This window comes from Olegusella sp. (assembly GCF_057238325.1).
On record NZ_DBHHGF010000004.1, the window covers coordinates 127,030 to 148,279 of the forward strand.

General features: G+C 47.3%; 19 protein-coding genes and 1 pseudogene. 15 read left to right on the forward strand and 5 right to left on the reverse strand.

Going from position 1 to position 21,250, the window contains the following annotated elements; translation table 11 throughout:
• Window positions 1–40: 40 nt before the first annotated feature.
• The 4 genes from ACO5JD_RS04790 to ACO5JD_RS04805 all read left to right on the forward strand — a co-directional run bounded on the left by ACO5JD_RS04790 (window position 41) and on the right by ACO5JD_RS04805 (window position 5,123).
• Window positions 41–1,162 carry a metal ABC transporter substrate-binding protein gene (locus tag ACO5JD_RS04790; RefSeq protein ID WP_484988048.1) on the forward strand — a complete coding sequence of 374 codons (1,122 nt, stop codon included), beginning with the start codon at window positions 41–43 and terminating at the stop codon, window positions 1,160–1,162.
• Between the two features lie 91 nt (window positions 1,163–1,253).
• Window positions 1,254–1,925, forward strand: a complete 672-nt coding sequence (locus tag ACO5JD_RS04795; RefSeq protein ID WP_484988050.1) for a metal ABC transporter ATP-binding protein — start codon at window positions 1,254–1,256, stop codon at window positions 1,923–1,925.
• Window positions 1,918–2,799 carry a metal ABC transporter permease gene (locus ACO5JD_RS04800; protein ID WP_484988052.1) on the forward strand — a complete coding sequence of 294 codons (882 nt, stop codon included), beginning with the start codon at window positions 1,918–1,920 and terminating at the stop codon, window positions 2,797–2,799. The genes ACO5JD_RS04795 and ACO5JD_RS04800 overlap by 8 nt, the downstream gene beginning before the upstream one ends.
• Before the next feature lie 137 nt (window positions 2,800–2,936).
• Window positions 2,937–5,123 (forward strand): heavy metal translocating P-type ATPase, encoded by a 2,187-nt coding sequence (locus ACO5JD_RS04805; protein WP_484988054.1) that lies wholly within the window; start codon window positions 2,937–2,939, stop codon window positions 5,121–5,123.
• Between the two features lie 696 nt (window positions 5,124–5,819).
• On the opposite strand, the gene glmM is transcribed toward ACO5JD_RS04805, so the two are convergent.
• On the reverse strand, window positions 5,820–7,154 hold the full coding sequence (glmM, locus tag ACO5JD_RS04810) for a phosphoglucosamine mutase (RefSeq protein WP_484988056.1): 1,335 nt from the start codon (window positions 7,152–7,154) through the stop codon (window positions 5,820–5,822).
• A gap of 211 nt (window positions 7,155–7,365) precedes the next feature.
• On the opposite strand from glmM, the gene ACO5JD_RS04815 reads away from it, so the two are divergent.
• Window positions 7,366–7,908 carry a cysteine hydrolase family protein gene (locus tag ACO5JD_RS04815; RefSeq protein ID WP_484988058.1) on the forward strand — a complete coding sequence of 181 codons (543 nt, stop codon included), beginning with the start codon at window positions 7,366–7,368 and terminating at the stop codon, window positions 7,906–7,908.
• Between the two features lie 112 nt (window positions 7,909–8,020).
• Here ACO5JD_RS04815 and ACO5JD_RS04820 read toward each other — a convergent pair whose 3' ends face one another.
• The gene (locus ACO5JD_RS04820; protein ID WP_484988060.1) at window positions 8,021–8,827 is read right to left on the reverse strand and encodes a DNA glycosylase; all 807 of its coding nucleotides are present in this window, start codon (window positions 8,825–8,827) and stop codon (window positions 8,021–8,023) included.
• A 159-nt stretch (window positions 8,828–8,986) separates the two neighbouring features.
• On the opposite strand from ACO5JD_RS04820, the gene asnS reads away from it, so the two are divergent.
• The 10 genes from asnS (at window position 8,987) to ACO5JD_RS04870 (ending at window position 19,821) form a co-directional block, all read left to right on the forward strand.
• Window positions 8,987–10,390 (forward strand): asparagine--tRNA ligase, encoded by a 1,404-nt coding sequence (gene asnS / locus ACO5JD_RS04825; RefSeq protein ID WP_021626533.1) that lies wholly within the window; start codon window positions 8,987–8,989, stop codon window positions 10,388–10,390.
• A gap of 45 nt (window positions 10,391–10,435) precedes the next feature.
• Window positions 10,436–10,789 carry a methionine--tRNA ligase subunit beta gene (locus ACO5JD_RS04830; protein ID WP_021626532.1) on the forward strand — a complete coding sequence of 118 codons (354 nt, stop codon included), beginning with the start codon at window positions 10,436–10,438 and terminating at the stop codon, window positions 10,787–10,789.
• 439 nt (window positions 10,790–11,228) lie between these two features.
• A complete protein-coding gene (locus ACO5JD_RS04835; protein WP_484988062.1) occupies window positions 11,229–12,230 on the forward strand; it encodes an SIS domain-containing protein in 1,002 nt (333 codons plus the stop codon).
• A gap of 45 nt (window positions 12,231–12,275) precedes the next feature.
• Window positions 12,276–13,100 (forward strand): PfkB family carbohydrate kinase, encoded by an 825-nt coding sequence (locus tag ACO5JD_RS04840; protein WP_484988064.1) that lies wholly within the window; start codon window positions 12,276–12,278, stop codon window positions 13,098–13,100.
• A 75-nt stretch (window positions 13,101–13,175) separates the two neighbouring features.
• The gene (locus ACO5JD_RS04845) at window positions 13,176–14,864 is read left to right on the forward strand and encodes an ABC transporter substrate-binding protein (protein WP_484988066.1); all 1,689 of its coding nucleotides are present in this window, start codon (window positions 13,176–13,178) and stop codon (window positions 14,862–14,864) included.
• A gap of 46 nt (window positions 14,865–14,910) precedes the next feature.
• A complete protein-coding gene (locus ACO5JD_RS04850) occupies window positions 14,911–15,894 on the forward strand; it encodes an ABC transporter permease (protein WP_484988068.1) in 984 nt (327 codons plus the stop codon).
• A gap of 2 nt (window positions 15,895–15,896) precedes the next feature.
• Window positions 15,897–16,910, forward strand: coding sequence for an ABC transporter permease (locus ACO5JD_RS04855; RefSeq protein ID WP_484988070.1), 1,014 nt, complete (start codon window positions 15,897–15,899; stop codon window positions 16,908–16,910).
• A 9-nt stretch (window positions 16,911–16,919) separates the two neighbouring features.
• Window positions 16,920–18,020, forward strand: coding sequence for an ABC transporter ATP-binding protein (locus tag ACO5JD_RS04860; RefSeq protein WP_021626526.1), 1,101 nt, complete (start codon window positions 16,920–16,922; stop codon window positions 18,018–18,020).
• Window positions 18,013–18,990, forward strand: coding sequence for an ABC transporter ATP-binding protein (locus ACO5JD_RS04865; protein WP_484988072.1), 978 nt, complete (start codon window positions 18,013–18,015; stop codon window positions 18,988–18,990). Before ACO5JD_RS04860 ends, ACO5JD_RS04865 begins: the two co-directional genes overlap by 8 nt.
• A gap of 18 nt (window positions 18,991–19,008) precedes the next feature.
• On the forward strand, window positions 19,009–19,821 hold the full coding sequence (locus ACO5JD_RS04870; protein ID WP_021626524.1) for a GntR family transcriptional regulator: 813 nt from the start codon (window positions 19,009–19,011) through the stop codon (window positions 19,819–19,821).
• Between the two features lie 313 nt (window positions 19,822–20,134).
• Here ACO5JD_RS04870 and ACO5JD_RS04875 read toward each other — a convergent pair.
• From ACO5JD_RS04875 to ACO5JD_RS04885, 3 genes and pseudogenes are all read right to left on the reverse strand, one after another.
• Window positions 20,135–20,236 (reverse strand): annotated as a pseudogene (locus ACO5JD_RS04875) (hypothetical protein); the annotation flags it as partial.
• 329 nt (window positions 20,237–20,565) lie between these two features.
• Entirely contained in the window at window positions 20,566–20,688 is a 123-nt protein-coding gene (locus ACO5JD_RS04880) for a hypothetical protein (RefSeq protein ID WP_021626522.1), read from the reverse strand.
• Complete coding sequence (locus ACO5JD_RS04885) at window positions 20,675–20,857, reverse strand: hypothetical protein (RefSeq protein ID WP_156894182.1); 183 nt, start codon at window positions 20,855–20,857, stop codon at window positions 20,675–20,677. The genes ACO5JD_RS04880 and ACO5JD_RS04885 overlap by 14 nt, the downstream gene beginning before the upstream one ends.
• Window positions 20,858–21,250 lie beyond the last annotated feature (393 nt).

Below are 21,250 nucleotides of genomic sequence, written 5' to 3' on the forward strand. Positions count from 1 at the left end.
TGCATGTAAAAAAACGTCGCATGTACCTGCTGGGAGTCCCTTGGTTTACGCATCATTTTTCCCCGTGTATGACCTTGCACGCGAGGTGGCAGGAGATGCGGTAGAGATACGCTCGTTTATGCCTGCGAATAAAGATCCTCATCTGTGGGAACCAACTCCCAAGGCTTTGCGTGACCTTTCAGCAGCTCATTTGCTCATTATCAATGGCGCCAATATGGAGCATTGGGTCGACCAAGTGCGTGACAACATTCCAGCACTCCCCATGCTTAGGCTCTCGGATAGCGTTGATTTGATTACCTATAAAGGTGCTGCTGCAATGGGTGAGTTTCAGTATATGGCGCGACTTGAAGTCAAGCCGGGTACCTACGGCTTTGAATTTGGTCATACTCACCAAGACATCATGCGTGTTGCTTTTATCCAAGCATCGGCAGATACCTCCGAAAAAGAACTCATCAGACTTGGCCGTGAGGTTATGAGTAAGCAGGGCAAAGTTGTTGTCCAGCACTCCACCATAGATGTTCAAGCAAACGAAGTGTATGCACTTGAAATGGGACACGAGAGTGGCTATATCGGCTTTACGCTGCCTAAAGGCAAAGATTGGCTCTTAGTTTCTGATCGCGCATCGGAAGATTTGCTTTCCTATCGTTTGGTTACCAAAGAAAATGGCGATGAGATTCCTGTAAAACAGGTAGTAGAAGGTGCTTCTTCGGGACATGACAAAGTCACATTTGACCCACACTCAGGGCTTTCGCTCAAAAATGCAAAGCACTACTGCAATCTCATTTGTGACTGCTTGAGCAAGCAGTTCCCTGATGGAGAACGTGGCTTCAGAAAAAACAAGGTCGATGTGGTGTCACGTCTGACTGAACTTGATGCAGAGTATCAGGACAAATTTGCAGGTCTAAAGCGTCGCGAGTTTGTAGTTACACACAATGCCTATGCCTACCTCTGTCGGGACTTTGGTATCAGGCATTTTCCTCTTCAGGGACTTACATCCACCGAGGCTCCTGCCCTAAAAACCGTGCGAAAAGCAGTGGAATTCTGTCGCAGTCATGACGTTAACACGGTGTTTTATGAGCTTGGTGCATCGTCTAAGGAGCAGATGCAGTTGCGGGTGAAATCGGAGGACGTGCCGCTCCTCTGGCTTCGATGGAATATGTGAGTGAAGAGCAGGGCGCTGAACTGCACGGTTATGTCGAAATCATGCGTTCGAATCTCGAAGCTATCTATCAGTCCTTGGTTTAGGAGGGCAGATGAACGCCGTTGAAGTATGCGATCTGAGCTTTGGTTATACAGCAGAGCCAGTGTTGAAAAAAATATCCCTAAGCGTCGCCGAAGGTACGTCTTGCTGTATTACAGGCGAGAATGGCTCGGGCAAGTCGACCCTGCTCAAACTGATTTTGGGTGAGCTGAAGCCGCGCGAGGGTAAGATTTTAGTTTTTGGTGAGCCTGCATCACATATGAGCAATCCTCGTTGTATTGCATATGTGCCCCAAGCAAATGTCATGGACAAGGTGGCATTTCCTACAACTTGCCGCGAGATGGTATCGCTAGGTCTTTATGGTGACTTTGGTTTTATCAAAATACCGCGCAAACGTCAGTTTGAGCGAGCGGAACAGGCTTTGGCTGATATGGGATTAGCGGCATATGCACGCGTGCCTTTTAACGAGCTTTCGGGTGGATTGCAACAACGTGTCATGATTACGCGCGCGCTTATCAACGACCCCAAACTCCTTGTGCTTGATGAGCCTACGGCAGGTGTGGATAGTGGAAGCAAGATTTGCTTCCTTGAGCTGTTAGATCGCGTACGAGCAGAACGAGGTATTAGCACGCTTTTGGTGTCACATGAGCTAGAGCTTGTGTCGGCGCATATGAAGTTGGATGCGACCTGGCGAATTGTAGATGGGAGGATTACCCATGCTTGAGTTTGATTTTATGCGGCGCACTTTGCTTGCGGGCGTGATGTTGGCAGTCGCATTACCTCTGATTGGCATTGTGATGATTAATCGCAAGACCTCGATGGTAAGTGATGCATTATCCCATGTGTCTTTGTTGGGTGTGGGTATCGGTCTGATGGGTGGCTTTGATCCCGTACTGGGTGCGGTAGCAAGCTGTGTAGCGGCGGCTTTTATGATTGAGGCCGTTCGTGCGCGCTTGCCGCATTTTGGGGACATGTCTGTTGCAGTCATCATGAGTGCTGGGTTGGGTTTAGCTGTCATTTTGGCGGACTTAGCTCCAGGTGGTAATACTTTTGAATCCTATCTTTTTGGCTCGATTGCTTCGGTGACTTTAATTGATTTGCTTTGGACAGCAGTGGTGTTTCTTGCCGTTGTAGCTGTAAGCATTATTTGTTATGCGGCTCTGTTGGATTTAGCGGTAGATGTAACCTTGGCGCGACTGGCAGGTGTCAAAGTTGGTGTAGTCAACGGCATTTTCACCTTGCTTTCTGCGATTACGATTGGTCTTGCATGCAAGGTTGTGGGCGCACTGTTGGTAGTATCTTTGGTCACACTGCCAGTAGCGACCGCTCTGCTTGTTAGCCGTAGTTACAAGCAGACTTGCATTTTGTCGGTGGTTTTAGGCGTGATTTATACGCTCTGTGGCTTGAGTTTTTCGTATTACTACGATGTCCGACCGGGTGGCGCCATCGTGGTTGCTGCGGTTATTGGCATCATTTTGTTTACCATTTACGGGCGTCTATGTCGTCGACCCAAAACTATGGTAGAAGCCAGTGTTCCCACAAAAGTAGAAGCCAGTGCCCCCACAAAAATAAACAAAACAGCAGCGGCGGGGGAGTAGAACTTCTTTTTTTTTTGCTTTGCTTGGTAGAAGGAATTATGTAGCGCTTTGCTTTTTTGCTAGACAGCAGAAGGGTGGAGCGCTATGCTTTAGCAGAAAGTATGAATATATGCTCATACATTGTCTAGGAGGACAAGATGAGTGAGATAAAAAAGCAACAAAGTTGTGACTGCAAGGAAGAAAAGCAGTGCCATTGCCACGAGGAAAAGCACGAACACAGCCATGATTGCCACTGCCATGAAGGACATGATCACGACCATGTGCATAGCTGCTCAGGCGATAGTAGTCATACTCATGATTGCTGCCATAGCAAAAGAGATCATAGCCATGGATGCTGCTGTGGTGATTTTAGCCATCCTCGCAATGAAGATGAGGAAAATCCCAAGGCTAAGCTTAGCCGTATCATTGCTTCTTCCATCCTCTTGCTAATTTGTGTGATTGTCGAGCGTACGTTTGTGCCCTCAATGTGGGTTCGCCTTGCGATGTTTGCCGTGCCATATGTAGTTGCGGGCTACGATGTGTTGGCAGCGGCTTGGCAAGGCATTCGCGATCATGATCCTTTTGACGAGAGTTTATTGATGGCTGTCTCAACGTCGGGTGCGTTTGCAATTGGTTTTTTGCCTGGCGGTGCGCCTGAATTTGCTGAGGCCGTCTTTGTCATGCTTTTTTATCAGGTAGGAGAACTCATCCAAGATTCTGCAGTGGATAAGAGCCGCGATTCCATTGAAGAGCTTATGGACATTCGCCCTGATGCTGCCAATGTCGAACGTGCAGGAGAAGTGGTGACCGTGGCTCCTGCAGAGGTAGCGCTAGGTGAGCTTATTATTATTCGCCCTGGTGAGCGCGTGCCTTTGGACGGCATTGTTGTTGAGGGTAATTCAAGTTTAGATACCGTTGCTCTTACTGGTGAGAGTCTTCCGCGAGCTATTGGTGTAGGCGATGAAGCAATTTCAGGCTGCGTCAACCAATCGGGTACCTTGTGCGTACGCGTGACAAGCAGCGCCGGCGAATCCACAGCAAGTCGTATTTTGGATTTGGTTGAGGGCGCCCGCGAACGCAAGTCTCACTCTGAGCGTTTTATCACACGTTTTGCGCATTACTACACTCCTCTTGTAGTATTTGCTGCGTTGGCGCTTGCTATCTTGCCGCCATTGGTATCTGGTAACTTTGTTGTCACTTTTCCCACATGGGCGCTACGCGCTTTGACTTTCTTGGTTGTGAGTTGCCCCTGCGCTTTGATGGTGTCAGTACCCTTATCTTTCTTTGGTGGCTTGGGCGGAGCTTCGCGCCAGGGTATTTTGATTAAGGGCGGCAATTATCTTGAGGCTCTTGCAGCAGTTGATACTGTTGCTTTTGACAAAACAGGTACATTGACACGTGGCGCCTTCAAAGTAACTGCAGTGCATGATATTGCCTGCGTTGAGGCGGGGGAATACAGCAATGGTCGTGGCTATGCTGGTCTTGATGCTTGCGATGAAGATGAGCGTCGTCTGTTGCATCTTGCGGCCCATGTTGAGAGTTTTTCGACCCATCCCATTGCACTTGCTTTGCGTCAGGCTTATCCGGAAACAGACGATGATTGTAAAGTAAGTACTGCTAGCGAAATCGCTGGTCAAGGTGTTGTTGCAACTGTTGATGGCAGACGAGTCGCTGTAGGTAACGAACGACTTATGGAAACAGAAGGTGCGCGTTTTCATCGCTGTGAGCATGCAGGTGCTGCGGGTACGGTTATCCATGTTGCAATTGATGGTGTTTATGCTGGTCATGTTGTTATTGCTGACGAGATCAAAACTGATGCCGCCGAGTCAATTCTGGCAATGAGGGAAGCCGGAGTTACAAAAACGATTATGCTCACCGGAGACCGCCAACAGACTGCAGCTGAAGTTGCTGGCAAAGTTGGTGTTGATGAATATCATGCAGAACTTCTTCCTGGTGATAAGGTCAAACAAGTCGAGCGCCTGCTTGCTGCTGAAAAGGCTGGCGGGAAGCTTGCCTTTGTTGGTGATGGTATCAATGATGCTCCGGTCTTGGCGCGTGCGGACGTGGGTATCGCGATGGGCGCACTTGGATCAGATGCTGCTATCGAGGCAGCGGATGTCGTACTGATGGACGATAGACCTTCGCAGATTGCTGTTGCCATTCGTATTGCTCGTGGCACTATGCGTATCGCTCGTCAAAATATTTTCTTTGCCCTGGCTATTAAACTAGCGATTCTGGCGTTGGCTGCGGTGGGCTTAGCTCCTATGTGGCTCGCAGTCTTTGGAGATGTAGGCGTTATGATTCTTTGTGTGCTTAATGCAACTCGTGCATTGCGCTTGAGCTAGACGCCTCTTATGTCCTGAGCTGTTCTTTCTACTCCGTTGCAAGTTGAGCTTGCAACGGAGTTTCTTTACCCGCATTTATAACGCTACTTGTCAAAAGCAATAAACTGTTTCAATCAGCATTGCTCTACTTGTCAAACGCCACGCATTCTTTCAAACAACATGGTTTTGCTTGCCAAACGCCACGTTCTGTTTCAGAAAAAATGTCAAAAGCCACGTTCTATTTCAAAGAGCCTGACGTTTGCGCAGGTAGATTTTTCTCGCGTGAAGAGGTACGTGGCTTTTGGCTAAAAAAGTGAAGTAGAACGTGGCTTTTGGTACTCGGCATGAAACAGAGTGTGGCGTTTGGCAAGCAGGACTGCGACAGTTGAAACGATCTGTGGCTTTTGGCACTCGGTATGAAGCAGAACGTGGCGTTTGACATCTGGTGTGAAATGAAACGTGGCTTCTGCCACACAATGCGCTGCTACAAGGCGAGTTGATAGTGCGGACGTGCACTCTTCTCGCACACTCTGCTTCTACCGGACCCAATCTCAGGTTGGGTCAGCATACACTATACCTGCAAGTTTTGTGTAAATATGCAGCTAGAAGGTTTATCAAATAAACTATCCCAACCTGAGGTTGGGATAGTTGAAGGCGCGGGCAAGGTATACGCCCAGACGCATGTTTCTGCTTAGATGCTGCTACCTATCTATAGGGCTAATCTAGAGTCTTTAGCGCCTCGGCTACAGGAGCAACTGCCTCTTCGCACTCCCGTTGAGTGGGGGCCTCAGCCATGACGCGGACAAGCTGCTCGGTACCTGAGGGACGCACGAGCAAGCGACCGTTACCGTTAAGTTTTGCCTCTACTGCGGCAATTGCAGTCTTAACACTATCGTGATTAAGTGCATGTTCTTTGTCAGAGACAGGTACATTGACCAGTGCTTGCGGGAAAATCGTTACAGGAGCGGTGAGTTCGGAGAGGGACTTGTTCTTTTTGACCATAACCTCAAGGATGCGCAGAGCAGTCATGATGCCGTCGCCCGTAACCTCATAGTCAGAGAAAATTACATGACCAGATTGTTCGCCACCCAGTTTGTAGCCATTCTCACGCATGCAAGCATGGACGTATTTGTCACCGACTGCAGTCTGGGCCGTCTTGAGACCGTTGGTCTCACAAGCCTTGAAGAAGCCCAGATTGCTCATTACGGTAGCAACAACCATGTGATCAGGGAGTTTACCTAGTTCATCTAGGTATTTACCGCAGAGGAACAGCGTTAGGTCGCCGTCTACAACTTCGCCTCGCTCGTCTACTGCAATGCAGCGATCGGCATCGCCATCAAAAGCAAAGCCGCAATCCAGCAGGTTGCCACGGACATGATCTTGCAGGGTAGAGATATGCGTGGAGCCACAATTGACATTGATGTTAAAGCCGTTTGGCGTGTCATTGATGACATGCACCTCGGCTCCGAGGTTGGTAAAGACGCGCTCGGCAACAGTCCAGCTTGCACCATTTGCGCAGTCTAGTCCAATTTTCATGCCATCAAGACGGAAGTTTGCGGTAGCGATCAAATGGTTGAGATAGCGTTCACGGCCTGCTTCATGGTCGATAGTGCGGCCGATAGCATCACCTGTAGCCAAAGGAACCTCGACCTTACCATCGATGTATTCCTCAACTTTTTCGAGGATCTCGGGCTCCATCTTGAAGCCATCACGATTGACAAGTTTGATGCCATTGTCCTGGTAGGGGTTGTGACTAGCAGTAATCATGATGCCGCAGTCAAAACCGCCATCAATAACAACATAGCTCACGGAAGGGGTAGGAGTGACATGCAGTAGGTAGCCGTCAGCACCGCTCGCCACCAAACCAGATGCAATGGCATACTCAAACATGTAACTGGAGCGTCGGGTGTCCTTGCCCACCACGATGCGCGCTTTGCGACCCGTGCGTAGGCCGTAATACCAGCCAATATAGCGGCCAATCTTGAATGCATGCTCAACCGTGAGACCTTCGTTTGCCTTGCCGCGGAAACCATCGGTGCCGAAGTATTTCATTTGAACTCCTTTTTATGTTCAGGTACTCCGCCAAAAGCGTTCGCGCCATATTTTAGCGTTTTGAATCTCATGCGCAGTAATGCCCGCGATATCTACGGATTAGAAGGCGATAGATATATGGTTGTCGCACCTAGTTATTTATGGAACACTATATGCGCGGGCTTTTGGGTCCGTGCATCTTTTTGTCGTAGACGTCGTGGCTGGGGGAGCGATGAAAAAAATCCTTGTTGTGGTAGACATGCAAAATGACTTTGTTGATGGGGCTTTGGGAACACCGGAGGCTCAGGCGATTGTTCCTGCAGTAGTCAAGAAGATTGCTACGTATCCCGCTGATTGCGTGTGGGCAACAAGGGATACGCATTCTGTTGACTATCTTCAGACCCAGGAAGGCTCTCATTTGCCAGTGGAGCATTGCATCAAGGACAGCAAAGGCTGGCAAATTTGCCCGCAGGTGGCTGCGGCGTTGAGTTCTGAAGCACGTATTTTTGACAAGCCAAGCTTTGGTTCTATGGCTTTGGCTCAGGCGCTGGTAGAAGAAGATGCCCGTGAACTTGTGCTTTCTGGTACGCACATTGAAGTCGAGTTTATTGGTTTGTGCACAGATATTTGCGTTGTCTCCAATGCTTTGCTTGCCAAGGCGGCATTGCCTGAGGTAACGGTATCGGTTGATCCAAGCTGTTGTGCTGGGGTAACGCCAGCAGCGCATGAGGCTGCACTTGTCACTATGCGTAGCTGCCAAGTGCAGGGTGCATAGCTTGCATTAACGTAGTAGCTAGGACCTGATTTTGCAGAACTACCAATCGTTCTACCATCAGTTTGTCTACTGGGACATTGCTTCCTGATGGTAGACCTGTTTTGCTAGGCTTTTAACGTTTTGCTCGCTCGCGCATCCAAGCAAAAACAAACTGCTGCTGCACGCCGCCAAGACGCTCATGCCACACAAAACCATAGTCTCGTTCGGCTTTCTTTATCCAGGTATCGCGGGGCACTGCTTCTAGATAGCCTAGGCCATAGAGGCAGATGCAGCTTGCAACTTTGGGACCGATGCCTTGAAGAGTTTGAAGTTCGGCCATCTGTGCAGAAAGGGCTGCATAGGGGCGAGTAAGAGATAATGGCCGCCAGCCCCTTACAACCTGCGTTGCCAGAGACTGTAGGTAGGGTTTTCGATAACCAAGCTTGAGCCTCGCACAAAGTGTTTCATCGCCCAGAATTTCTAAAAGACGAGAAGCTGTTGGAACGCAGCCAACGGGATTGCCCTGCTTCATCAGCAAGTCCATAGTATGCTGAATGCGCGTGATAGAGGAGTTTTGACTGATGACAAAGCTCACAGCGACATCCCACCAGTTCTGATAAAGCACACGTATGCCTTGCTGTGTCTTGAGCACTTCTTGTTTGAGAAGGCCCGAGGCGATAAGTTCTGCTTGCATAAGTACATAGTTATCATCGAGTGCGAGGTAGTGTCGCCAATAGTTCAATTCCTCCGCAGAAAGTTCGCTGCCGTCAGACTGGCTTAGTGACAGCGTATTACCTGTCTGCTGCGCCAAACATAGCTGTTGGCCCGATGCAATGAGGTAGCTTGTGGCATCTGCTTTTTGAACCGCATGCCAAGTGAACACCTGTCCACTTTTTGCGATGGCAGAAAGTGAGAAGTCCTTGACCGTAAAGCTTGCCATACGCACCTCTTTCCGTGTCGTTTATCTGCAGGATAACGCGAGTTAGCAGATAGTGCAGACTAACTTGGACTCCGAGCTGTCATAAGGAGGCTATTTGCGATACGCTAGGAAAGTTAATGCTTAGCGCGGATATTTGCGCCGCATGCCAGGGAGGAAAACGTGAATCGTACTAAGATCGCACAGCTATTTGCTGATAAAGATGAGTTTGGTGGACGTGATATTACCGTTGCCGGTTGGGTTCGTTCCGTTCGCGATATGAAAAATTTTGGCTTTGTCGTGCTTAATGATGGCAGCTGCTTTAAGGACCTGCAGGTGGTTATGCAGCGTGATGGTCTTGTCAACTATGACGAAATTTCCGCTTGTGGCACCGGTACAGCACTTATTGTTCGCGGTAAGTTTGAGCTGACTCCCGACCGTCCTCAGCCTTTTGAGCTGCAGGCAAGTGAGATTATTGTTGAAGGTGCCTGTGCTGATGATTATCCTTTGCAAAAGCAGCGTCAGCCCAAGGAATTTCTGCGTACCCAGCAGCATCTGCGCAGTCGTACCAATTTATTTCGTGCGATTTTTCGCGTGCGCAGCGTGACGGCCTATGCAATTCACCGCTTTTTCCAGGAGCGTGGCTTTGTTTATGTGCATACGCCCATCATTACTGCAAGTGATGCCGAGGGTGCTGGCGAGATGTTCCGCGTGACAACACTTGACGTAGCTAACCCGCCGCGTCTAGAGGATGGCAGCGTTGATTGGAGTCAGGACTTCTTTGGCAAATCGGTAAATCTTACCGTGTCTGGTCAGATTCAGGGCGAGAACTTTGCCCTGTCTTTTGGTGACATCTACACTTTTGGTCCGACTTTCCGTGCAGAGAATTCCAACACTCGTCGTCATGCAGCAGAGTTTTGGATGGTTGAGCCCGAGATGGCTTTTGCGGATCTTACTGATGAGATGCAAAATTCTGAGGATATGCTCAAGTATGTTATTCGCTATGTACTTGACCATTGCCCTGATGAGATTGAGATGTTTAATAAGTTCATTGATAAGGGTCTACGCGAGCGCCTGGAGCATGTGGCAAGCTCTGACTTTGCACGCGTAAGCTATACCGAGGCAGTGGAGATTTTGACGAAGGCTGTCTCTGAGGGTACTAAGTTTGAATATCCTGTTGAGTGGGGTATTGACCTGCAGACCGAACACGAGCGCTATTTGACCGAGAAGTATTTTAAGCGACCGACGTTTGTGACTGATTACCCGCGCGAGATTAAAGCCTTTTATATGCGCCTGAATGACGATGGCAAGACGGTTGCTGCAGCGGATTGTTTGGTGCCAGGTATTGGCGAGATTATCGGTGGCTCTCAGCGTGAGGAGCGCCTTGATATTCTTGAATCTCGCATCAAGGAGCTGGGTATGAATCCCGATCAGTATAAGTATTACCTTGATCTGCGGCGTTACGGTGGTTGTCACCATGCGGGTTATGGTTTGGGCTTTGAGCGCCTGGTGATGTATCTCACAGGTGTCGATAATATTCGTGATGTGTTACCTCATCCTCGCACAGTAGGTAATGCTGAGTTTTAGTTGAGTTAGCAGTTAGACTGGTCACCGGATGGAAAGGAACTTTATATGAGTGAGCCTGTTAAACCAGAAATTAGCTATGACGATTTTGACAAGCTTGATATCCGTGTTGGCCTCATTACCTCGGTTGAGGATGTTGCTAAGTCCAAAAAGCTTGTAAAAATTACAGCAGATTTTGGTGATTTTACGCGCCAGATTCTTTCTGGTTTTAAAGATGAGAATCGTGATCCTCAAAGTGTTGTAGGCAAAAAGTGTCTCTTTGTCGTGAATATGGCGCCGCACAAAATGGCAGGCGAGATGTCGGAAGGGCTTTTGTTGGACTTGGGTTACGACGATGGTCTACGTCCACCCGCGCTGGCAATTCCTGACTTTGACGTTCCTGCAGGCACTCGTTTGAGCTAGTTTGTTAGTTGACGAGTTACCTTTTGAAATAAATATTACGCGTTCCGAGACACATATTGGCAAAATAGGCCGTCTATCTGCATGGTAGGCGGCCTTATTCAGGTTCGTATACTTTGTAGTGGCTACTGACTTGGTAGACCCTTCCAGTCATCCTTCTCGGTACCAAGCTGATGGATGTTAGCAGGCTGCATCAAGCCATCACAGGCCTTATCTGCCGCAAGAAGCCTTATCAAAGAGCTCCGTTTACCTTAGCAGTTCCAGTACCTACGCCACGTGCAATTACCTACTGGATTGCTCTTTTGTTTCGAATAGGCTCTTAGTTGTTTCGTTGGCGGGTTTTTACTTGACAATAGATTATATCGCATTATATACATTATATGACGTCATAATAGAAAATCTGTTTGATGTCAGCGTATTGGTATTGAGTTAGGAGGATGTTATGAAGGAAGAACATATCGCGCAAGTTGTCTCAGCTGTCGAAGCAGTTCGCGAAAAGCTGCAAAACGGAGGGGTGCAACATATTTTCTTTGTTGCTTGCGGAGGATCGCAAGCAAGCATGATGCCTGCTCAGTACATCTTTGATCGTACGCTTTCTATTCCCGCATCTATTTATACGTCGAATGAGTTTAATTACGGTACCCCGAAAGGCTTTAACTCTTCTTCTGTTGTTATCACCTGCTCACATTCTGGCGCTACGCCCGAAACGGTAACAGCTGCCCAGAAAGCAAGTGATGCCGGTGCTATTTCTATTGCGTTCTCCAATGTAGTAGATTCCCCGCTCTGGAAAGCAAGTACCCATCCCATCCACTATGACCACGGAGAGGGAGCAGAGGATTGCGATAAGGGCGGATCGGTTATGCTGTGTCTCTGGTTTAGGCTGCTCGCGCTTCTTGATTCTGAACATGCTGCGCAATGGCAAGCAGGAGATAAGGCTATCGATGGTCTGGCAGCTGTTAAGGAAACCGCTTCAAATCTCTATCGCGACAAGTTGTTAGCATGGGCTAATGCCAACAAGCGTGCAAAGATTATTTATACCATGGGCTCTGGCGCTCCGTATGGTGAGATGTATTCGCTATCGGCCTGTTTCTTTATGGAAATGCAGTGGCTCCACTCCGGGTGTATTCATACCGGTGAGTACTTCCACGGGCCATTTGAGGTTACCGACTACGATGTGCCGTTCGTCATTGCGCTCTCTAATGGTGCCACACGCCATCTTGATGAGCGTGCGTATGCCTTTGTGCAGAAGTATTCAGATCATGTACTTGCAATTGATGAGAAGGACTTTGATTTCTCAATGCTGGGCACTTTCTCATCGGATGTCGAAGAACTCCTCGCTACTGAGGTTTTAGGCGCTGTTGTACGTGTCATGGTTGATGCACTTGCGCATGATCGTGGCCATGCGCTTTCTGTCCGTCGCTATATGTGGCAAATGGAGTACTAATCATCCCATAGTTTTTCGCGATGTTTTTGAGATAGGAGAGACTCTATGCGACTCATTTCTCTCGGCGACAATACGGCAGATTGTTATTATGATGAGCACATCTTTTTCCCAGGTGGCCAGGCAATTAATGTTGCTGTAGATGCAAAAGCAGACGGCGCCGAGAAGAGCTCCTATCTTGGAATCTTTGGGGATGATGCCTATGCTTCATATCTTCAGCAGTTACTTGATACCTTAGATGTTGGGACCGACCGCTGCCGTGTCGTGTATGCAGATACTCCACGACCAGGTATTCGTATCGTCAATGGTGAACGCAGCTTCCTTCATAGCCCCATAACAGAGCGCGATTGTTATCCGCATCTGGTTAAGTTGTCATTTTCGCCACGTGACTTTGATTTGCTTTCTACATTCGATGTATGTCATACCACCAACGAAGCTGATGTTGATAGTGATCTTTTCTCGCTTCATCAGGCCGTTAAGCTTTCGTATGATTTTTCAACGGATAGAAGTGAAAGACGTTTGCAGCGGGTATGTCCCCACATCGATTTAGCTTTTTTCTCAGGAGAAGGACTTGATGAGTCCGAAGTCCGTATGTTGATTTCTGCTGCACACGGCTGCGGTTGCCCACTGGTGGTGATGACCATGGGAGTACGTGGAAGCATTTGCTCTGACGGTACCAACATGTATGAGCAAGGCATTACGTCAGTGAATGCAATTGATACATTGGGTGCAGGCGATTCCTATGCTGCTGCATTTCTTGTCAGATACTTTGATACCTATGACATACAGGCGGCAATGGTATTTGCGTCTGAATGCTCGGCAAAAACCTGCACCATCAGGGGGGCATTTGGTCATTCAGGCAGCATGATTTAAGCGGGCGCACAGTAAAGCAATGCATCATAAATCTATAAGAGACAAAACACAAGGCGAAGTTAACGGGAGGACAGCATGAACTTTAAGTTTGGTATTCCAACTATTTCTCGTAAAGAATTTCTGAAAGGTGCTGGTGCAACAGGCCTTGCGTTTATGGCTGCTTCACTTGCAGCATGTGGTTCTTCATCAAAAAGTGATGCCGGATCGGGTAGTGCTCCTGGCGCTACGTCAGCAGGCACAGGCGTAAACATTGCGGTAGCGGGTGCAGCTGTTGCACTTGATCCCATTGTTGCTGGTGACTCCATCTCTATGTGCATCATCTCAAATGTATGTGAGGGACTGTTTGTAAAAGATGAGAACGCTGAGATTCAAAACGGTCTCTGCAAAGAATATACCGTCTCTGATGATCAGCTGACCTTTACTTTTACCTTGCGCGATGGGCTCAAGTGGTCAAACGGTGATGACCTTGTTGCCGATGACTTTATTTATGCGTGGCAGCGTAATGCCGTAGCAGATAATGGTGCCGCTGACTTTCAGTATCAGATCGAGATGGCAGCTATTAAGAATTATGCTGCAGTACTTGCGGGCAAAGCAGATGTAAGCGAACTTGGTATTTCTGCACCTGACAAGAAGACCATCGTGATTGAAGTTGAGCATCCTGTACCATTCCTGTTTGACATTTTGGCTTTCACGCCTTGGGCGCCTGTTCAGAAGGCATTTCGTGAGGAGAAGGGAGCAGACTTTGCACTTACAAAGGACGACATGCTCTACTGTGGTCCCTTTACCCTTACTGAATATGAATCTTCGTGTAATCAATTTACTATCACGAAGAACCCAGATTACTGGGACGCGGAAAATGTTGCGATTCCAAGCGTTACCTTTAAGGTTATTACCGATACCCAGCAGGCAGTTATGTCGTATGAGCAGGGAGATGTTGACTACGTCGAACTGACAGGTGATCTTGTTTCCCAGTATGAAAACGATTCAGCGTTTACGGATACGCCCGGTATCTTTAACTACTATTTGATGATTAACACCAAAAAGAAAGGCTTGGATAATCAGAACTTCCGTATGGCACTTGCCTACGCGCTTAACCGTGATGACATCTGCGATAGCATCCTGAAAGATGGATCGACGCCTGTTAACCAAATGTGTATGGTAGGTCTTTTTGCCAATGAAGCAGGCAAAGACTTTGCCACGGCAAGTCCACAGCTCTATGTCTACGATGAAGAAAAGGCTAAAGAGGCCTGGAAGCAAGCAAAGCAAGAAACTGATCTGCGCGAGATTACTATTATCTATGACGAGGAAAAGGAATTCGCAAAGACCACCTGTGCCTACATTCAGGATACCGTACAGAAGCTTCTTGAAGGTCTGACCATTAACCTGCAGTCAACACCTAAGAAGAATCGCCTTGACCTTGAGGGCAAGAGAGATTACGAAGTTATCTTCCATGCATGGGGTCCTGACTACTCTGATCCTACTGCTATTCTTGCTATGTATCGTAGCGATCATCCCTCAAACTATAGTAACTGGGCAGATGACGAGTTTGATTCAACCTATGACACTGCAAATACCACGGATGCTGGTAACGCAGACGCCCGTTGGGATGAACTGATGCGTTGCAATGAGATTTGTACTGAGAAAGCAGTGTGTATTCCTATTTACCAGACAGGTCTGGCAGCCCTTACCAATGCATCTACGCATGGCATAACAGCACATATTACAGGTATTCCTTGCTACTACAAATTTGTAACCAAGAGCTGAAGTAGCGAAGTTTCTTAGTTTGATTGGATTTTAGGAGGGGTCAGCTATGGCTCAGGCAGTGATGAAGAAACAAAGGGGGCAATCGAGTGCAATGGGGCACTATGTAGCCGAAAGACTTGCCATAGCGGTTGTTACCTTATTTCTCATTCTGTTTATCCTCTTTATGCTCCTCTCACTTATGCCGGGCTCACCGTTTAACAATGAGGAGAAACTTTCACCCAATCAAATTGCAGCATTGAGAGCACACTACGGGCTTGATAAGCCCGTGCTAGAACGCTTCTTCCTGTATGTATGGAATATGTTGCATGGCGATTTTGGTGTGTCCTACAACATCCAAACCAATATGCCTATTGCGCGGATGGTAGGTCCCCGTATTGTTACTACGCTGGGTATCGGCTTTGCCGCAGGTGTAGTTGGAGCTATAGCTGGCTTCCTTCTAGGTGTTCTTGCTGCACTTAAGCAGCGCTCTGGTTGGGATACCGCCGCAACTATTATTGCGGTCTTAGGTGTGAGTCTACCATCTTTTGTATTTGCCTTGGGACTGTCTTACTTTGTTGGCTTCAAACTTGGATGGTTCCCCATTCTTTTTAGCGCTTCTGATCCAATTAGGTCGGCTGTGCTACCGGTTATAGCACTTTCCATGTTTCCTTTGGCAAGTGTCGAGCGCTATACAAGATCTGAAATAGTTTCAATTCTTGACTCTGATTTCATGCTTCTTGCAAAATCAAAAGGGCTTCCTGGGGGATTGCTTATTACGCACCATGTTATTCGAAATACGCTCATCAGCGTGTTAACCGTATTTGTGCCCATGTTGGTTAGCTTGATGTCAGGCAGTCTGGTTATGGAAAAGCTCTTCTCCATACCGGGCTTAGGAAGTCTATATATTACGGCCATACAGTCAAACGATTATAACGTTGTGCTGGCTATTAGCTTTATCTACAGCGTGATATTTATTCTGTCTATGCTCTTGGTTGACATTTTGTATGTGGTAGTTGATCCAAGAATTCGTATTGCGGGAGGGAGCGACTAGTAATGAATACCTCTACAAAAGAGTTAACCAATGAAGAAACACTTTTTAGCCTTGCTTCCTCAGATCATAGTGAAGCTGATGAGCGAGAATACGTTAACTATTCATATGTCCGTGAGACACTGCATCGATTTCTTGCCAATAGGGGCGCAGTCATAAGTGTTGTGATTATTGCTGTTATTGTTGTTATGGCTATTGTGTGTCCTATGGTTAGCCCTTATACATTTTCAGATGTTAATTCGCGACAAACCAATCTTCCGCCGCGGATTCCAGGCATTGAAGCGTTCGGTATCTTTGACGGGACAGTGGGAGATGTTGATGCCTATACTAAAGCGGGCTGTCCTGATGAGTACCATTTCTTTGGTACTGACAACCTTGGTCGCGATATTTGGGTGCGCGTATGGACAGGTACACGTATTTCCTTAACCATTGCATTTGTCGCCGTTATTATCGATGTACTTATTGGTGTTATATATGGTCTCATATCAGGATATTTTGGCGGAAAAATAGACATCTTAATGCAGCGATTTACCGAGGTTCTGAGCTCTATTCCACAGTTGGTCATTGTAACGCTCATGATTGTTGTGATGAAACCAGGACTCAGTAATATTGTCATTGCCCTGTTCATTACGGGTTGGATCGATATGAGCCGCATTGTTCGTGCGCAGGTTCTTAAATTTAAGAATCAGGAGTTTGCTTTGGCAGCACGTACGTTAGGGGCAAGCTCGTGGTCCATTATTTTTAAAGAAATCCTTCCCAATGCGTTGTCTCAAATTGTCGTGACTTTTATGTTCTCCATTCCTAACGCCATATTCCTTGAGGCATTTCTCGCCTTTGTAGGCCTTGGCGTCCCTGCCCCCATCGCATCGCTAGGAACCATGATTAACGATGGTTATAAGTCTGCCATGGTGTATCCCCATATGGTGGTTGCGCCAGTTCTAGTATTAGCGGTTCTTATGTTGGGATTCAATCTATTTGGCGATGGCCTCCGTGATGCCATTGACCCAGAAAGGGCATAGGTACTCGTCATGGATGCTCACAACAGCTCAACACGCGAACGCATACTCAAGATGCGTGACGTGCGGATTTCCTTTAATACGGCAAACGGTGTGGTACATGCGGTCCGTGGCGTAAATCTTGATGTGTATCGTGGCGAGACCGTAGCTATCGTCGGAGAATCGGGAAGTGGTAAATCGGTTACTGTCAAACAAGTTATGGGTATTCGGTCCCATAACGAGGTTATTGAGGGTGGAAGCGCTGAGTTTATCTATACGGACGAGAAGGGCGAAAGGCGTATTGTTGATTTGATATCTCTTTCAGACGGTGAAATGACGAAGCTCAAGGGTAACCATATTGCCATGGTGTTCCAGGATCCGCTTACTTCGCTTGATCCTACCATGACCATTGAGCGACAGCTTGCAGAAGGCATTACCTACCACCAGCACCTAGTTGGTAAAGCACTGCACGAGCGTTGCGTTGAACTCTTAGATCTTGTAGGAATCACCGATGTTGAGGCTCGTCTTAAAAGCTATCCTCATCAACTTTCGGGTGGTATGCGACAGCGCGTGGTTATTGCTATTGCTCTTTCATGCAATCCTGAGCTTTTGATTTGTGATGAGCCTACTACAGCACTTGATGTAACCATACAGGCTCGTATTCTTGAACTTATACTTGAAATTCAACGCAAGACTCACGTTGCAGTTATTTTTATTACGCATAACCTGGGTGTTGTTGCTAAAGTGGCAGACTACGTCAATGTTATGTATGCGGGCAAAATTGTGGAGGCAGGCACCTCGGAAGATATCTTTTTTGACCCACGCCATCCCTATACTTGGGGTCTGCTTTCAAGCATGCCGTCTGTCTTGTCCAAAACAGAAGCTCGTCTGTATACCATTAAGGGTAATCCACCCAATATGCTCAACGAAATTGTGGGGGATGCATTTGCGCCGCGCAATCCCTTTGCACTTGAAATTGATTTTGAAAAAGAACCACCGTGCTTTGATGTAAACAATCATCACTGGGCGGCAACTTGGTTGCTTGATGGGCGGGCTCCAAAGATCGAGATGCCAGAGCAGTTGAGGGTGCGCATTGCGCAGCTGAAGGGAAGCGAGGATATCGGCTATGAATGATAGTAAAGCAGCAGTTACAGCTGATATGCCTCATACAGTCAAGATGACCGAAAAGCAACCCATCCTGAGTGTACGCAATTTAAAGCAGTACTTTAAAATTCCTGGTGGCAATGTGGTAAAGGCTGTCGATGATATTTCATTTGACATTATGCCGGGTGAGACATTTGGCTTAGTAGGAGAATCAGGGTCAGGTAAATCAACAACAGGTAGAGCAGTAATTCGGCTTGATGAGATTACTGCGGGTTCAATTACCTTTGACGGAGATGATATCTCAGGAAAGCTTAACTGTGATGTGACAGGTCGTCTTCGGTCAAATATGTCGATGGTATTCCAAGACCCTATGGCATCACTTAATCCATACCGCAAAATCATTGATACCATAGCTACCGGACTTGATGCTCATTTCCCTCATATGAATAAGAAAGAACGTGAACAGCGCGTCTATGCAATAATGGATAGAGTTGGTCTTTCTAGCTCGCAGGCAAATCGCTATCCGAGCCAGTTTTCTGGCGGTCAGCGCCAGCGCGTTGGTTTGGCACGAGCACTTATTATGAATCCTAAATTGCTTATTGCAGATGAGGCAATTTCGGCGCTTGATGTTTCAATTCAGGCACAGGTAGTTAATCTCATGAAAGATATACAAGATGAGACAGGTGCGGCGTACCTGTTTATTGCTCACGACCTTTCTATGGTGCGTTATATCTCAAAGCGGATAGCTGTTATGCATCTTGGTCATATTGTTGAAGCAGGGCTTACGGATGAAGTGTTCTCTCATCCTGTTCATCCGTATACGCGCGCACTTATATCTGCCATTCCTCGTTGCAATCCGTCTACGGAACGGGTGAGGAAGCCACTCGTATATGATGCTGAGGCAAGTGGTATATCCTATATAGAAGGAACGCTTCATTGCGTTACAGAAACGCACACTATTCTTGCAACGCAGCGTCAGTACGAGGAATGGACAAAGTGACGGTAAGGAACGTCATCTATGAATGAGAGCTTACTAGAAGCAGAGCATACTGATCCAGTGACCCCATTGGGAGAAATTGTTGATACCAGTTCAGGCGGTCTTCTCTACCTTGCACTTGAAAGCGATATCAGGCAGAAAGTCCTCTCGGGTGAATATGCAGTAGGAGATCATATTCCAACTGAGTCAGAGCTTTGCAATCAGTATGGAGTAAGCCGTATAACGGTTCGTCGTGCTGTGCAGAATCTGGTTGAGGATGGTGTGCTTAAGAAAATCCGTGGACGTGGAACATTTGTTATGGTTCCTAAGCACGTGATTAAGGTTACCTCTATCGAGGGCGCTGGATGGAAAAGTAATCACCATGACGTGTATGAACGAGCTCTTGTTCCTGCAAGTGCTTCTATTGCAGCAAGCCTTCAGGTAGCCGAAGGGGAGGGTGTTCAATTTATCCGGCGCCTTATTAGGGAAGAAGATTTTCCGATAGCTATTGACGAGCTCTATGTTTCTCCCACTATATGTCCGGGCTTGCTTGATTTAATGCATGATGATGTTTCTTTTTATTCCTTGGTAGATAAGCACTATCATTTGGCATTTGGTATCGAAGACCTTACGATTGACACATCAATTGCGCGATCCGATGAGGCTCAGCTGCTGAAGTGCGCGGTGGGGGCGCCGCTGTTTATATTACGTAAGGTCATGTGGTGCGCTGATGGTAAGCCTATGCACTTCTCTAAGTCAATCGTGCGTGGTGACCGCGTTTCGTATCATTTCCGCGTTAATCGCGATGGGTCTATTGTAAATGATGGTAGAGAATTCACGCTTTCAGTAAAGTAGTACTACTGCCTATCCTTCAGATGCAAACCCAGGTTCTGCTGCTATGAGTTCTGATTTTGCTGGGGCAACTTCTAATTGGTTATGTTCTTGATATCGGTTTTGGTGAGGTTGTAATTTCCTAGACGGTCGCGCTCAAGCGATTATACAAAAGCAATTTCATTTTCGGAGATGTGAAAGGGATCGTCCGTTGCCGGTAGCGCTTCGATGATAGTGGCTCAGCAGATCTTGGTATTAATATGGCATAGCCTGTTAGAAAAAAAGCGGCGTCTCTTAAGGATCGAAGACGTTGTAGAGCATGTCTATCTATGGAAGTTTAGTTGTCCTTAGGCTTTCTTTTGAGTAAGAGGACACATGCACTTAAAACTGCAGCAACAACAGCGTTAAGAGCTACGGCTACTGAGAGGCTGTCCTCTCCTGTCTGCGGTAGTGCAGCTTACCTTGAGGTGTTTGGCTGGAGTAGTGAGTGTCTTTGGTACATTGGGCCTGGTAGGAGTTTGAGGCGTATTCGGCTTTTCAGGTATAATCCCTTTGTACATATAGGCAACCTCGGTGGTACCTTTGGCTACCTTGCTCGTCTCGTTATCTTGGGTCTTATTGGGAACGAGCACGTAGGTCTTGCCCTCAAATTCGATAGTCGTAGGCTTGTGATCATCGGAAGTATCATACGGGGTACCTGTTGGAGAAGCAGGAGTATCTTCTCGTCCTTTGAGATGGTATGGCTCTTCTCGTCAACGTAATGGACAATTACGTTGCGTTTACAGGTTCATAGAGATACTTGATGGTCTGGAGTTTTTCTTTGACAACACCTGTCTCTTTTGTTGAATCGCCCATCAGCCTAGGGATGCCATCTGCTTTATTGACTAGCACGTAGATAACGCTGTTTTTTATCCTTGATTGCCTTTGGGGTGGTAGCTTCGTATTTAGTCAGACCAACAGGTATATTGATGATGACGTCCTCGGTTCCGTCTATGGTGTTATCACCCTCATCAGCAACGAAATTGCCGTCAGAGTTCCAAATGACCTTTAGTGCCGCCAAGAACGTCTCCCGTTTTCTTAATATGGAACTCTTCCTTGACATTGCCTTTCGTGATCTTGTCGATTACGGCAGTAACATCACCTAAAGAGATACCTTTGCCAAGTGTGCGCTCAGCTGTTTCAAAATAATTGAAAGGCTGGTTTTTAGGATTGATAGCCCTAGTGCATTAGTGGTAGAGACATAAAGTGTGTCCTTTGAGTCAATCGCACCACTGTTGAACAGGGAGGATGAATCATTGCTGCTAGGTGTATCACCTTTAGGGGGTGTTAATTGAGGTAAGCATACCAGTAAGCTGCGTGTTATTGTTGGCATCCTTTACTTTATTCGCGGGTGTATAATATCCCGAATTCCGAAGCAAATTTTAGCAAATAGGGTCATCTACCTGTGTAGATG